Origin of the sequence: Lysobacter capsici, from assembly GCF_014779555.2 — a bacterium.
GTDB lineage: Bacteria > Pseudomonadota > Gammaproteobacteria > Xanthomonadales > Xanthomonadaceae > Lysobacter > Lysobacter capsici.
On record NZ_CP094357.1, the window covers coordinates 5772990 to 5788077 of the forward strand.

At 66.8% G+C, this 15088-nt stretch carries 10 protein-coding genes; 7 read left to right on the forward strand and 3 right to left on the reverse strand.

The features are described 5' to 3' along the window. Positions 1–578 precede the first annotated feature (578 nt). Positions 579–1823 (reverse strand): trypsin-like serine peptidase, encoded by a 1245-nt coding sequence (locus IEQ11_RS23755; protein WP_096417076.1) that lies wholly within the window; start codon positions 1821–1823, stop codon positions 579–581. 519 nt (positions 1824–2342) lie between these two features. Between IEQ11_RS23755 and IEQ11_RS23760 the strand changes: the two genes are divergently transcribed. The 4 genes from IEQ11_RS23760 to IEQ11_RS23775 all read left to right on the forward strand — a co-directional run bounded on the left by IEQ11_RS23760 (position 2343) and on the right by IEQ11_RS23775 (position 7936). Then, positions 2343–5840: a PAS domain-containing hybrid sensor histidine kinase/response regulator gene (locus IEQ11_RS23760; protein ID WP_191822014.1), complete on the forward strand. Its 3498-nt coding sequence runs from the start codon at positions 2343–2345 to the stop codon at positions 5838–5840. A 199-nt stretch (positions 5841–6039) separates the two neighbouring features. Next, on the forward strand, positions 6040–6915 hold the full coding sequence (locus IEQ11_RS23765; protein WP_157754246.1) for a DUF2167 domain-containing protein: 876 nt from the start codon (positions 6040–6042) through the stop codon (positions 6913–6915). Beyond that, complete coding sequence (locus tag IEQ11_RS23770) at positions 6912–7622, forward strand: hypothetical protein (RefSeq protein WP_191822015.1); 711 nt, start codon at positions 6912–6914, stop codon at positions 7620–7622. The genes IEQ11_RS23765 and IEQ11_RS23770 overlap by 4 nt, the downstream gene beginning before the upstream one ends. Continuing rightward, on the forward strand, positions 7619–7936 hold the full coding sequence (locus IEQ11_RS23775; RefSeq protein ID WP_191822016.1) for a J domain-containing protein: 318 nt from the start codon (positions 7619–7621) through the stop codon (positions 7934–7936). The genes IEQ11_RS23770 and IEQ11_RS23775 overlap by 4 nt, the downstream gene beginning before the upstream one ends. A gap of 84 nt (positions 7937–8020) precedes the next feature. On the opposite strand, the gene IEQ11_RS23780 is transcribed toward IEQ11_RS23775, so the two are convergent. After that, positions 8021–8689 carry a response regulator transcription factor gene (locus IEQ11_RS23780; RefSeq protein ID WP_036107931.1) on the reverse strand — a complete coding sequence of 223 codons (669 nt, stop codon included), beginning with the start codon at positions 8687–8689 and terminating at the stop codon, positions 8021–8023. Between the two features lie 143 nt (positions 8690–8832). Here IEQ11_RS23780 and IEQ11_RS23785 point away from each other — a divergent pair, with 143 nt between their 5' ends. Next, the gene (locus IEQ11_RS23785; protein WP_191822017.1) at positions 8833–9198 is read left to right on the forward strand and encodes an endonuclease domain-containing protein; all 366 of its coding nucleotides are present in this window, start codon (positions 8833–8835) and stop codon (positions 9196–9198) included. A gap of 182 nt (positions 9199–9380) precedes the next feature. Here the strand turns inward: IEQ11_RS23785 and acs are convergent, their stop codons facing one another. Continuing rightward, positions 9381–11333: an acetate--CoA ligase gene (gene acs / locus IEQ11_RS23790; protein ID WP_191822018.1), complete on the reverse strand. Its 1953-nt coding sequence runs from the start codon at positions 11331–11333 to the stop codon at positions 9381–9383. A 368-nt stretch (positions 11334–11701) separates the two neighbouring features. On the opposite strand from acs, the gene IEQ11_RS23795 reads away from it, so the two are divergent. Continuing rightward, positions 11702–13114, forward strand: a complete 1413-nt coding sequence (locus IEQ11_RS23795; RefSeq protein WP_228464661.1) for a DcaP family trimeric outer membrane transporter — start codon at positions 11702–11704, stop codon at positions 13112–13114. A gap of 281 nt (positions 13115–13395) precedes the next feature. After that, complete coding sequence (locus IEQ11_RS23800) at positions 13396–15060, forward strand: MFS transporter (protein WP_191822019.1); 1665 nt, start codon at positions 13396–13398, stop codon at positions 15058–15060. The last annotated feature ends 28 nt before the right edge of the window (positions 15061–15088 follow it).

The window sequence follows — 15088 nt, forward strand, 5'->3', positions numbered from 1 at the left end:
CCGGCGCGAGTTCGAAGTCGGATCGAAACGACCGCGCGGGGGATTTGCCTTTGATGAGCGCAGAGCAAAAGCGAATCCCCCCTGCCCCCCCCCTTTTCCAAAGGGGGGAAAAGCAACGGCAATGGCGGGCTCGGGGCCGGACACGCGCGCCGACCATGCCCACTTTGAAAAAGGGGGCGAGCGCCCGTCGCGAGTTCGAAGTCGGTTCGAAACGGCCGCGCGGGGGATTCGCTTTTAGCGTGCATGTAGAGAAAAAGGCAAACACCTGCTGCTTTTTCGTGATCCTGCGATGAAAGTCGCTGGATTCCCGCGTTCGCGGGAATGACGAGCCTGGGAAGCCGACATACTCGTGCGTCGTGAGTTGCGTGCCTTGCCTTCTGCCTTCTGCCTTTTGCTTCGTGCTTCGTGCTTCGTGCTTCGTAATTCTCCGAAGCAACACCACCAAAAATCCAAACATCCCCTCAAGACCGTCATCCCCGCGAACGCGGGGATCCAGCGACTTCGCCTTCGCGCCCCCAAACAACAAGCCCGCCAATCGGCGGGCTTGTCGTTGCGCAACTACAAGACCAACTACGAACTCAGGGAATCACACCGCCAAAGTACGTAGACACCTGCGGCCAGATCAGCGAAATCTTCGCGCCCGAATTGAAACAGCCGCCGAAGTGGTGCAGCGCCAGCACCTTGCCGCTGGAACGCGCGAGCACCGGCGAACCCGAGCTGCCGCCCTCGGTGTCGCAGTAGTAGCCGACATCGCTGTTGGCCGCGTTGCCGGTCACGCTCGGCGCATCGACGCGGCACTTGCCGCCGCTGTTCTGGGTGTCGGCGACGCTGAGCTCCTTCATCCGCCCGCCGGGATGGCCGGCGATGAAGATGCCTTCATTGGCCACCGCCGCGCGCGGATCCAGGCCGAGAAAACCGAAGCTGGAAATGTTGGCGAAGTTCTTCACCGTGAACAGCGTGTAATCCAGGGTGGTGTCGGTCTTGAGCATCTGGTCGCCCGCGACCTTGGTCACCGTCGCCTGCGCGCCGGTGCAGGTGCTGCGCTGGTAGTTGAACCAGAACTCCGCGCCGGCCACGCCCGCGGCGGTGCTGATGCAATGGTTGTTGGTGAACATGCGGTTGCTCGAACTCACCCGCCACGCGGTGCACAGGCTGCCGCCGCTCATGACCGCGCGCGCGACCGGCTTGGAGCCGTTGAACGCCTGGGTGTCGCTGGTCGCATAGCAGGCCGCGGCCTGCTTGTTGTCGGTGCCGCAGATCGACTTGCCGCCGACCTGGGTGCCCAGCAGCCCTTCGTTCTGCAACTGCGGCAGCATGTCCTCCGGATAGCCTTCCAGATAACGCGACACCTTCACCCCATGGCCGGCGCGCCACGGTTCGCGCGCGGTGCCGACCAGACGCAGCACCGCGACCGGGCCGGAGATCGACATCGCCGAGAAGCTGGTCTTGCCGTCCTGACCGAGATCGGCGGCGACGGTGTGCGGATCGAGCTGCTGCGCGCTGTAGCGGTAGACCTCGCGGCCATCGGGGCTGGCGACTTCCAGGGTCACGCCCGCCGGCAGCGAGAAATGATCGAAATGCACCTTGATGAAAGACGCATCCGGGGTGCGGATCTCGACCTGCTTGCGGCCGGCATCGACGCCGGCGCGACCGACCCGACCGGGCTGCTCGCCCAGTTGCAGATCGATGCTGCGCTGATCGGCGATCTTCAACGGCGCGGGCGCGCCCGGTTCGGTCTGCGCGACGGCGGTGGCCGGCAGCGCCAGACACAGTGCGCTGGCCAGCAGCGCGGGCAGCAACAACTTCGACGGTCCATGGTTCATTCGCTGTTCCCTCCTGGGATCGAGACGGCGACCGGCCATCGAACAAACGCGCGCGCGTCCGCGCGCCGCATCTGCGGCGACAACGGGCGTGGCGATGGCTGCGCCGAGGTTTGGGTTTGAGTTGATGCGCGCGAGAGCCGAGGGTTCTGCGCGCGCGGCCGACACTGGCAAATGCCCGCCGGGCAAACCGTGACCGCAGTGGGTTCCGCGCGGCGACGGTGCGGAAGCTTGATCGGCCGCTCAGCGCGATTGTGCGGGGCGTGTGCGATGTTCAGGCGAGGCTGTGGCCGATGGCGCGGGGCAGCAAACGGCTGCGCGCGGGCCTGTGTGCCCTCATCCGCCCTGCGGGCACCTTCTCCCGCAAGCGGGAGAAGGAAGAAGCAAAAGCCCCTCTCCCGCTAGCGGGAGAGGGGTTGGGGTGAGGGCCGCGCCTGCATCCAAAGTCGAACCCCCACCCAAACCCGAGCCAATCGCCGAGGCCGTACACTCGACGCCACTCGTCCTCGCGAATCCGCGCCCTTGATCCCAGGCTGGATCCTGCTGCTGGTATCGGCCGGTTACGTCGGCCTGCTGTTCGCGGTCGCCTACTACGGCGACCAGCGCGAACGCACGCCGCGCGCGCGCTGGCTGCGCACCGCGGTCTATTCGCTCGCGCTCGCGGTGTATTGCTCCTCGTGGACCTTCTACGGCGCGGTCGGCACCGCCGCGCGCACCGGGCTGGGCTTCCTGCCGATTTATCTGGGCCCGCTGCTGATGCTGGCCTTCGGCTGGCGCATCCTCGAACGCCTGGTGCTGATCTCCGGCGAACAGCGCATCGTCTCGATCGCCGACTTTCTGTCCTCGCGCTACGGCCGCGCGCCGGGCCTGGCCGCATTGGTCGCCACCGTCGCGCTGACCGCCGCGGTGCCCTACGTCGCGCTGCAGTTCAAGGCCGTGGCGATGAGCGTGGAAGTGCTGGCCGGGGTGCCGTCCGACAGCGGCCTGCTCGCCGATCCGGCGTTCTACGTGGCGATGATGCTGGCGGTGTTCGCGATCCTGTTCGGCACCCGCCAGGTCGATGCGACCGAACACCATCACGGCATGGTCCTGGCGGTCGCGCTGGAGTCGCTGGTCAAGCTGGTCGCGTTCGTCGCCATCGGCGTGTTCGCGCTGATCCACCTGCCCGGCCTGGGCAGCTACCCCGAACGCGTCGAACAGGCCGCGCGCGTGGTCATGCAACCGGGCCTGCCGGCCGGCTTCATCACCCAGACCTTGCTCGCGTTCACCGCGATCGTGTGCCTGCCGCGCCAGTTCCACGTCGCCGTGGTCGAATGCCAGGACCCCAACGACCTGCGTTCGGCGCGCTGGCTGTTCGGCGGCTATCTGATTCTGATCAGCCTGCTGGTGGTGCCGATCACCCTGACCGGCCAGGCCGTGCTCGGCGGCAGCGGCGTATCGCCCGACACCTACGTGCTCGCGCTGCCATTGCAGTTCGACCAGCGCGCGCTGGCGCTGATGGTCTACATCGGCGGATTTTCGGCCGCGACCGGCATGGTCATCGTGTCGTCGGTGGCGCTGTCGACCATGGTCAGCAACGACCTGGTCATGCCCTTGTTGCTGCGCACCGGCGCGCTGCACGAAGGCGCGCCGCATCAAAGCCCCGGCATCGATCGCCAGGTGCTGTGGGTGCGCCGGGTCACCATCGTGCTGCTCGCGTTGATGGCCTACACCTATCACCGCGGTTCGCTCGGCGCGAACGGTCTGGCCCAGCACGGCCTGCTCGCCTTCGCCGCGGTCGCGCAGTTCGCGCCGGCGCTGATCGGCGGCCTGTACTGGCGCGGCGCGAGCCGATCCGGCGCGTTCACCGGCCTGTTCGCCGGCACCGTGGTGTGGACCTACACCTTGCTGCTGCCGGCGCTCGCGCGCGGCGGCTGGATCGGCGACGACTGGCTCGCGACCGGCCCGCTCGCGATCGCCTGGCTGCGGCCCGAGCAGTTGTTCGGCCTGGTCGGCTGGGATGCGCTGACCCACGGCACGTTCTGGTCGCTGCTGGTGAATATCGGCGCGTTCCTGTTCGTCTCGGTGCGGCAACGCCCGCGTCTGCAGGATCAGCTGCTGGCCGCGCCGTTCCTCGACCCGTACGTGCGCCGTCCCGCGCTCGGCCCGGGCGGCTGGGCCGGCAGCGTGCGCGGCGGCGAACTGCTGGCGCTGGCCGAACGCATCGTCGGCGAGCGTCACGCGCGCCGCGCGTTCGAGGATTACGCGCACCAGCAAGGCCGCGAATGGCAGCCCGAACAACCGGCCGACCGCGCCCTGGCGCAATTCACCGAACGCCTGCTCGCCGCGGCGATCGGCGCGGCCTCCGCGCGCCTGACCCTGACCAGCGCGCTGCGCGGTTCGGGCATGGAACTGGGCGAAGTGGTCGCGCTGCTCGACGAAGCCAACCAGGAACTGCGCTTCAATCGTCAGGTGCTGTCGACCACGCTGGAAAACATCAGCCAGGGCGTCAGCGTGGTCGATCCGGCGATGCGCCTGGTCGCGTGGAACCGCCGCTATCAGGAGTTGTTCGACTACCCCGACGGGATGCTTTACGTCGGCCGTCCGGTCAGCGATCTGATCCGCTGGAACGCCGAGCGCGGCGAAATGGGCCCCGGTCCGGACGACGATTACAGCCTCGACGAAACCCGCATCGACGAAATCGTGCGCCGCCGCCTCGCCCATCTGCGCGCGGGCGCGCCGCACGTGTTCGAGCGCGTGCGCGCCAACGGCCAGGTGATCGAGATGGTCGGGCGGCCGCTGATCGGCGGCGGCTACGTGACCAGCTACAGCGACGTCACCGATTACAAACGCGCCGAACAAGCATTGCGCGAAGCCAACGAAAACCTCGAACAGCGGGTCGAACAACGCACCCAGGAAGCCGAATCGGCGCAGCAGTCCAAGACCCGCTTTCTCGCCGCGGTCAGCCACGACGTGCTGCAACCGCTCAACGCCGCGCGCCTGTTCACCACCGCGCTGCGCGAAAGCGACGATGCCCACGAGCAACGCCGCCTGGCCGAACGCGTCGATGCCTCGTTGCGCGCGGCCGAAGACTTGCTCGACGGCCTGCTCGACATCTCGCGCCTGGACGCCGGCGCGCTGCGTCCGGAACTCGACGACCTCGACGCGGGCGAACTGCTGCGCGAACTCGCCGCGCAGTACGCGCCCAGCGCCGCCGGCCGCGGCCTGCACCTGCGCGTGCGGGTGCCGTCGATGCCGCTGTCGATCCGCAGCGACCGCCGCCTGCTGCGCCGCGCGCTGCAGAACTTCCTCGCCAACGCGCTGCGCTACACCCGCGAAGGCGGCGTGCTGATGGCGGCGCGCGCGCGTCCGCATTCGCGCCAGATCGAATTGCAGGTATGGGACACCGGCCCGGGCATTCCCGAGCATCACCTGGAACAGATCTTCGACGAGTTCCGCCGCTTCGACCAACCCGGCAGCGGCGGCGAACGCGGCCTGGGCCTGGGCCTGTCGATCTGCCAGCGCATCTCGCGCACCCTGGATCATCCGCTACGGGTGCGTTCGCAGATCGGCCGCGGCAGTGTGTTCTCGATCGCGGTGCCGCTGGGCGAACCGCTGCGCGAACTGCCGCCGCCGGAAACCGCGTCGCCGACGCTCGGCGATTCGCTGGCCGGGCTGCGCGTGCTGTGCATCGACAACGACCGCGAAATCCTCGACGGCATGCGCGCCCTGCTCGATCGCTGGGGCGCGACCGCGCTGCTGGCGGCGACCGTGGACGATGCGCTGGCCCTGCTCGATCAATCGCCCGACGTGGCCCTGGTCGACTACCACCTGCACGACCGTCTCGACGGCCTGGCGACCATCGACGTGCTGCGCGAACGCATCGGCGCCGCGCTGCCGGCCGCGCTGTTGACCGGCGACGGCAGCGACGCGCTCAAGCATGCCGCGCGCGAACACGGTTGCCGGGTGCTGACCAAGCCGATCAAACCGGCCTCGTTACGGGCATTCCTGGCCGCGCAGCGGTCGAACCCGCGCGCCTGAAACCCGGCGCTGATGCGGCCGCCCGGGCCGCCGTCCGCGGCGGCGGCGCACTGAATAAAACTTCGTTGCTTACGTGATGCCCGACACACTAAGCTTGCCGGGCCCGCACCTATCCAAGGACGCGATAGCGGGCCGGGCGTGGGGAACGTCCGCCAGCGTCTCATCACAGACGTCATCGAATCGAACAAGGGGATACCTCATGCGGAAGCGCCTGCTTTCCGTCCTGACCGCGCTCGCGCTGGTCGGCACCCTCGCGCCCGCCGCCGCCCAGGACACCGGCGCCGATGCGCTGGCCAATCTGGCCTGGCAGGTCGGACCGACCAACGGCAAGATCGCCGACAAGGCCAGCATCCGCGTACCCGAGGGTTACGCGTTCCTGGATGCCGCGAGCACGCGCAAGCTCAACGAAATCCTGCACAACCCGCCCACCGGCACCGACGAGTACACCCTCGCGCCGAAGGACATGAACTGGTTTTCGTTCTTCCACTACAGCGATATCGGCTATGTGAAGGACGAAGAGTCGCTCGATGCCGACGCGATCCTTGACTCGATCCGCGAAGGCACCGAGGAAGGCAACGAGGAACGCCGCAAGCGCGGCTGGGAAACCATGAAGATCGAGGGCTGGAGCTTCAAGCCCCAGTACGACAAGTCCACCCACAACCTCGAATGGGCCGTGCTCGCCTCCAGCGAAGGTTCGACCGAGAAGTTCGCCAACTACAACACCCGCCTGCTCGGCCGCCACGGCGTCACCGAGGTGATCCTGGTCGCCGACCAGACCGATCTGGACGGCGCGATCGGCCAGTTCAAGCAACTGGTGCCGGGCTATTCGTTCAACGACGGCGAGAAGTACAGCGAGTTCAAGCCCGGCGATCACGTCGCCGAATTCGGCCTGGCCGCGCTGATCACCGGCGGCGCGGCCGCGGTGGCGAGCAAGAAGGGCGTGTTCGCCGCGATCGGTCTGTTCCTGGTCAAGGCCTGGAAGCTGGTGCTGGTCGGCTTCGTCGCCGTCGGCACCGCGATCGGCAAGCTGTTCGGCCGCAACAAAGACAAGCCGAAAGACGACGCGCAGGAATGAATCTGGCGCCGGTCGAGCTGCTGCTGGTGCTCGGCGTGATCGGGTTTTATCTGCAAGACGCGCTGATGCTGCTGCACTACGACGAAATCGTCGTGGTGCGGCACGGCCGTGACTGGCGCGCGTCGACCGGTTCGAACACGCAGTGGCGCGGCCGCTATCTGTATCTGCCCGATCCGCTGCGGCCCGCGGCGCCGCTGTGGCGCTGCGGCTGGCTCGGCGATCCGGCGCAATCACCCGCCGAGCACTGGGCGGGGCTGGATCATTTCCTCCAGGCATTGCACGGCTTCGGCGCGGCCTGCCGGTTGCTGTGGATCTTGCTGCTGGTCGCGCTGCCGCTGCTGCTGTGGCGGTTTCCGCATCCGCTGGCGATGCTGGCGCTGGCGGTGTCGATCTACGCCACCGTGCTGGCGATGGGCCTGCGCATCTGGCGTTATCGGCGCGTGCTGGAGCTGAGCAGTCGACAAGCCTTGTCGCTGTCGTTCGAACTGCTGTGCTGCCCGCCGCATGCGCTCAACGTGGTGCGTCGCCTGTGCGCGCGGCGCGGCCTGCACGGCAACGCCATCGACGCGGCGCGGCGCCTGCTGCCCGCGGACGAGCGCCGGCAACTGGCCGACGCCATCGCCGAGCGCGCCGACATGGCGATCGATTTTCATGGCGACGACGCGCGCCTGCTGGGCGCGAAACAACGACTGGAGCAATTGCGATGACCTCGACCGAAGTGCTGGTGATCGTCGGCGGCGTGGCGCTGGGCTATTGGCTGGTCGCTGTGGTGTGGCCGTTGCTGAGCGGTCGCGACAACGAATCGTCGACTTCGGCCGACGGCGAGCGGCCGTGGCACGAAGTGCTCGGCGTGCCCGCGAACGCCGACCGCGCGACCATCGACGCCGCGCATCAAAGCAAACGCGCCGAACACCTGCCCGAACGCATCGCCCAACTGAGCGCGGACGCGCGCGCGCAGGCGCAGCGTCGGCGCATGCAGATCGACCGCGCGTATGCGCAGGCGATGCGGCGGTTCAACTAAGGGTGTAATGCAGCGCTTGCGCCGGGCATGCCGGGCCCTGCCGGCGAATCGCGGCCGACCGCGGCGCGTGCGGGGGCCGCGGCCTTAGTCCGCTTCTTCGGGCGGCGGCACGATCGCGCCCGGATCGAGCGCCAGGCGGCCGGCGATCAGCACCGCCTGGGTGCGATTGTTGGCGCCGAGCTTGCGCAAGATCGCGGTGACGTGGGCCTTGACCGTCGCTTCCGACACGCCCAGTTCGTAGCCGATCTGCTTGTTCAACAGGCCCGAGCCGAGCATCTGCAGCACCCGGAACTGCTGCGGGGTGAGGTCGCGCAAGCGCTGCGCGGCGTCGTGTTCCTCGGCATTGGCGGCGGGCGCCGCGAACGCGGCGGCGGGCGCCCAGCGATCGCCGTCGAGCACGGTGGTCAGGGCCTCGCCCAGGGTCACCGCATCGGCGGACTTGGGGATGAAACCGACCGCGCCGTGATCGAGCGCGCGGCGCATCGTCGCCGGTTCCTCGCGCGCGGACACCACCACGATCGGCAGCTGCGGATGCAGCGCGCGCAGATGCACCAGCGCGCTGAAGCCTTGCGCGCCGGGCATGTTGAGATCGAGCAGCAGCAGGTCGGCGTCGGATTCGGCCTCGACCAGGGCGTACAGCGCATCGACGCTGTCGGCTTCGCGCAGGGCCGCATCCGGCAGCACCCGCGCGACCGCGCCGCGCAGGGCTTCGCGGAACAGCGGGTGGTCGTCGGCGATCAGCAGGGTCGGCATGGGGGACCTCGGGTACTGCGTTGCGGCGGGTGTTGCGGCGGCGGACGTCATGCGTGGGCCGGACTTGCTGTCAGGGGAATCTTACGACCAGCGGGGGTGTGGCCCGCTATTGGACGATGGGTGAAGGTGGGTGAAATGCGGGTATGCCCCCGTATGCACAAAGTCTCAAATACCGTTCTCGCGATCTGCGCGGCGGCATGAGTGCGGCGGAGGCGCGGCTTTGGTTCCTGCTGCGCCGCAAACAGATCTTGAACGTGCCGTTCTATCGGCAGAAGCCGCTGCTGACGTATGTCGTGGATTTCTTCGCGCCCGCCGCCGGACTGGTGATCGAGGTCGACGGTTCGCAGCACCTGAGCGAGGAAGGGCTTGCGGCGGATGCGCGCCGCACTTTGGCGCTTGAGTCGCTTGGGCTCAAGGTTGTGCGGTTCGACAATCGGCAGGTGTTGACGGAGACCGCCGCGGTCATGGAAGCGATTTATTGGATCGTTTCCGAGCGGATACGTGGCTGAGAGCAAATCCCCCCTGCCCCCCTTTTTCAAAGGGGGGAACAGCAAAGGCAAAGACGGCGATTGAGGCCTTTCTCCGTGCCCAGGCCAAACGCCCAGACATCCGGCAAGCATCATTTCGAGTCCCCCCTTTGAAAAAGGGGGGCCAGGGGGGATTTGCTCTTACCGCAAGCCCCCACGTCCTCTCACTTCCCAAGCCGCTCATTAACCAAACTATCCACCACCGACGGATCGGCCAGCGTGCTGGTATCGCCCAGCTGATCCGGCGCGTTCTCGGCGATCTTGCGCAGGATGCGGCGCATGATCTTGCCCGAACGGGTCTTCGGCAAGCCCGGTGCCCATTGCAGATGGTCGGGCGTGGCGATCGGGCCGATTTCCTTGCGCACCCAGGCCACCAGTTCCTTGCGCAGCTCTTCGCCCGGCGCTTCGCCGGCGATCAGGGTCACGTAGGCGTAGATGCCCTGGCCCTTGAGGTCGTGCGGGAACCCGACCACCGCCGCTTCGGCCACCTTCGGATGCGAGACCAGCGCGCTCTCGACCTCGGCGGTGCCGATGCGATGGCCGCTGACGTTGATCACGTCGTCGACGCGACCGGTGATCCAGTAATACCCATCCGCGTCGCGACGGCAGCCGTCGCCGGTGAAGTAGCTGCCCGGATACGTCTTGAAATAAGTCTCGATGAAACGCGGATGATCGCCATAGACCGTGCGCATCTGCCCCGGCCAGGAATCCTTCAACACCAGATTGCCTTCGGCCTCGCCTTCCAGCTCGCCGCCGTTGGCGTCGACCAGCGCCGGCTGCACGCCGAAGAACGGCTGGGTCGCCGAACCGGGCTTGAGGTCGATCGCGCCCGCGAGCGGGCTGATCAGGATGCCGCCGGTCTCGGTCTGCCACCAGGTGTCGACGATCGGGCAACGCGAATCGCCCACGACTTCGTAATACCAGCGCCAGGCTTCGGGATTGATCGGCTCGCCGACCGTGCCGAGCAGGCGCAGCGAGGAACGCGAGGTCTTCTTGACCGGCTCGTCGCCGTCGCGCATCAGCGCGCGGATCGCGGTCGGCGCGGTGTAGAAGATCGTGACCTGGTGCTTGTCGATCACGTTCCAGAACCGCGACACGTCCGGATAGTTCGGCACGCCTTCGAACACCAGCGCGGTCGCGCCGTTGGCGAGCGGGCCGTAGACGATGTAGCTGTGGCCGGTGACCCAGCCGACGTCGGCGGTGCACCAGTAGATGTCGTCCTCGCGCAGGTCGAACACCGCTTCGTGGGTGAACGCGGCGTAGGTCAGATAGCCGCCGGTGGTGTGCAGCACGCCCTTGGGCTTGCCGGTGCTGCCGGAGGTGTAGAGGATGAACAACGGGTCTTCCGCATTCATGCGCTCGGGTTCGCAGGTGTCGGGCTGGCCTTCGATCACCGCGTCGTACCAGCGGTCGCGCGGCATCTGCATGTCGACCGCGGCGCCGGTGTGGCGCACCACCAGCACGGTTTCGACCGAGTTGGTGCCCGGAAGTTTCAGCGCCGCATCGACATTGGCCTTGAGCGCGATCTTCTTGCCGCCGCGCAGGCCTTCGTCGGCGGTGATGACCAGCTTGCTGGTGCAGTCGGCGATGCGGTCGGCGATCGAATTGGGCGCGAACCCGCCGAACACCACCGAGTGGATCGCGCCGACCCGCGCGCAGGCCAGCATCGCGACCACCGCTTCGGGAATCATCGGCAGGTAGATGGTGATGCGGTCGCCCTTCTTGACTCCGAGGTTGCGCAGCGCATTGGCCAGCCGGCATACGCGCGCATGCAGCTCGCGGTAGCTGATGGGCTCGGCCGGCAGGTTCGGATCGTCGTGCTCGAACAACAGCGCGGTCTTGTCGCCGCGCGTGGCCAGGTGCCGGTCCAGGCAATTGACGCTGGCGTTGAGCTCGCCGTCCTCGTACCACTTGATGCGGAAATCGCGCAGGTCGTAGCTGACGTTCTTGATCTTGGTCGGCGCCTTGAACCACTCCAGCCGTTGCGCGACGCGGCCCCAGAACCCTTCGGGATCGCTGATCGATTCGGCGTACAGGCGTTGGTAATCCTCGCGCCGATAACGCGACTGAGCGGCGAAGGCCTCGTCGACGGGATAGACGCTGGCGGGGTGACTCATTGGGGGCTCCTGCGAATATTCGGGATTCGGAGATGGCGGATTGGAGTGCCTGGCGACGATGATGCCGTGGCAGATCGCCAATCGCGACTCTCGGCCCTCAAGTGTGCCGCAACGCAGCAAGCGCCGCTGAGGTGCCTGTTTAGACCTTGGTCTAACGGCCGCGAATGGGGAATCGGGAATCAGCGCAGGCAAGGTCGCCTGGGCGATTCCCGATTCCCCATTCCCGATTCCCAGCCCCATAGACCTTGGTCGTAAACCGCGCATACAGGTGCACTTTTTACGACCAATGGCGAATGGTGACCCACTCAGGCCGCGCGCAGGCTGGCCGCGGCCGCACCGTTCGGGCGGCATTCTTCGGGAGGGGAATCATGACTGTCACTCGCGTGATGACACGCAACGCCGCGCCGCGCACAACGATCCGACGGCGGCCGCTGGCCGCGGCCTTGCTGGTCGCACTGGCCCTGCCGGGACTCGCCTTCGCGCAAACGGCGAAGGAAAAAGAACTCGAAGCGCGCGTCGCCGATCTGGAACGCATGGTCCAGCAACTGGTGTCGCAACAGCAGCAAGTCCAGACCCAGGTCACCGAGGTCAAGGCCGCGCAAGCCAGCGCGCCGGTCGCCGCGGCCGCCGCGCCGGGCAAGCCGAGCCTGCAGACCGCGCCGATCAACCCGGGCGCGAATCCCGGCACGCGTTTCAGCTACGGCGGCTTCATCAAGCTCGACGCCTCGGTCACCTCGACCAACGACGGCGACATCGCCGACGGTTCGGTCGGTCGCCTGTTCTACGTGCCCAAGGCGATTCCGGTCGGCGGCGGCGGCAATCGCGAGGGCAGCGCCGACACCGACATGGGCGCGAACTTCTCGCGCTTCTGGTTCGCCACCGACACCGATCTGGACAGCGGCGACAAGATCAAGGGCTATCTCGAATTCGATCTGTTCGGCGGCGGCACCACCGCGTTCACCGGCAACGAGATCGCCACCAACACCTATGCGCTGACCTTGCGCCAGGCCTACGTGAGCTGGAACAAGTGGCTGGCCGGCCAGACCTGGTCGAACTTCCAGGACACCGCGGCGCTGCCGGACACGGTCGACTTCCTCGGCCCCACCGAGGGCACGGTGTTCGTGCGTCAGGCGCAGTTGCGCTACACCAGCGGGCCGTGGTCGTTCTCGATCGAAAACCCGGAGACGGTGTACACGCCGTTCCGCGGCAACATGGCCCAGGTCCAAGGCGACGACGGCGCGGTCCCCGACGTCACCGCGCGCTACACCGCCAAGGGCGACTGGGGTCATTTCAGCGTCGGCGCATTGGCGCGGCAGCTCAAGTACCAGACCGGCAAGATCAACGACAGCAACACCGGTTACGGCCTGAGCGTTTCGGGCAAGTGGAACCTCGGCGCCAAGGACGACCTGCGTTACATGGTCACCGCCGGCAGCGGCATCGGCCGCTACATCGGCCTGGCGCTCAACAACGACGCGGTGCTCGACGCGAACGGCGATCTGGACAACATCGACGTCGTCTCCGGCTTCGTCGGCTGGCGCCACGTGTTCACCCCGAAGCTGCGCGGCAACCTGTTCTATTCGCGCGCGCAGTACGACCAGGACACCGCGTTGACCGGCACCGGCATCACCCACTCGGCGCAGTCGGCGCACATCAACCTGATCTACACCCCGATTCCGAAGCTCGACGTGGGCGCGGAGTACATCTGGGGCCAGCGCGAGCTCGAAACCGGCGACAAGGGCGAGATCAATCGTTTGCAGACGCATGTGAAGTACAGCTTCTGATGCTTTCCGGTCGCGGCGTCCTCTCCTACCGTCATTCCCGCGAAGGCGGGAATCCAGTGCCTTTCGTGCGAGAACGTTTGAAGTCGCTGGATTCCCGCTTTCGCGGGAATGACGTTCTTGAAGGATGGCGCTGAAGTCTCTGGATTCCCGCCTTCGCGGGAATGACGGTCGGAAGGGTCCGCAGCCCGTGACCAAACACTTTTTTAGCGATTACCGTTTCTGACACACAAAACCCCGGCGGGCCCCAAGCCCGCTCCTTCTCACTGTTCGGGGGAACAGACATGTCCAGCACCGCCGCAAACGCGCCGCCGTCCACCGCGCCGCTGACCAAGGGTCATAAGAAAGTCATTTTCGCCTCAAGCCTCGGCACCGTGTTCGAGTGGTACGACTTCTATCTGTACGGCTCGCTCGCGGTCATCATCGGCAAGCAGTTCTTCGGCGGCCTCAACGAGACCAGCCAGTTCATCTTCGCCCTGCTCGCGTTCGCCGCCGGCTTCGCGGTGCGTCCGTTCGGCGCGCTGGTGTTCGGCCGGCTCGGCGACATGATCGGACGCAAATACACCTTCCTGATCACCATCGTGCTGATGGGCCTGTCGACCTTCCTGGTCGGTATCCTGCCCAGTTACGCCACCATGGGCATCGCCGCGCCGGTGATCCTGATCGTGTTGCGCTTGCTGCAGGGCCTCGCGCTCGGCGGCGAGTACGGCGGCGCGGCGACCTATGTCGCCGAGCACGCGCCCAACGGCAAGCGCGGTCTGTACACCAGCTTCATCCAGACCACCGCGACCATCGGCCTGTTCCTGTCGCTGCTGGTGATCTGGGCCTGCCGCAACTGGCTGGGCAAGGACGACTTCGAAGCCTGGGGCTGGCGCATCCCGTTCTGGTTCTCGGTGATCCTGCTCGGCGTGTCGGTGTGGATCCGCATGCAGCTGGCCGAATCGCCGCTGTTCCAGCAGATGAAGGCCGAGGGCAAGACCTCCAAGGCGCCGATCACCGAGAGCTTCTTCTCCAGGAACGGCAAGATCGCGTTGCTCGCCCTGCTCGGCGCGACGGCGGGCCAGGCGGTGGTGTGGTACGGCGGCCAGTTCTACTCGCTGTTCTTCCTGACCAAGACCCTCGGCATGGATCCGAACCAGGCCGACATCCTGATCGCGATCGCGCTTGCGCTGGCCACCGGCGGGTTCATCCTGTTCGGCTGGCTGTCGGACAAGATCGGCCGCAAGAAGATCGTGCTGGCCGGCTGCCTGATCGCGGTGTTCACCTACTTCCCGGTGTTCAAGGCGCTCACCCACAACGTCAACCCGGCGCTGGAAGCCGCGGTCGCCGCCTCGCCGGTCACCGTCACCGCCGATCCGGACCGCTGCGCGTTCCAGTTCGATCCGGTCGGCAAGGCCGCGTTCAAGCAGTCGTGCGACGTGATCAAGTCGGCGTTGGCCAAGAAGGGCATCCCCTACATCAACGCGGCCGGCCCGGCCGGCAGTCTGGCGACGGTGAGCATCGGCGGCGCGAGCTTGAACAGCTTCGAGGGCGAAGCGCTCGACAGCGCGACGTTCAAGGCGCAGTCCGAAGCGTTCGGCAAGGAACTCAGCGCGGCATTGACCACCGCCGGCTACCCGGCCAAGGCCGATCCGGCGCAGATCAACAAGCCGATGGTGATCGTGCTGCTGACCTTCCTGGTGCTGTTGGTGACCATGGTCTACGGCCCGATCGCGGCGTGGCTGGTCGAACTGTTCCCGACCCGCATCCGCTACACCTCGATGTCGCTGCCGTACCACATCGGCAACGGCTGGTTCGGCGGCTTCCTGCCGTTCACCGCCTTCGCCATCGTCGCCGCCACCGGCGATATCTACAGCGGCCTGTGGTATCCGATCATCGTCGCGGCGATGACCGTGGTGATCGGCGCGCTGTTCCTGCCGGAAACCAAGGATCGCGATATCACTGAGTAAAGCCTCACACTAAATACGCGTCAAAAAA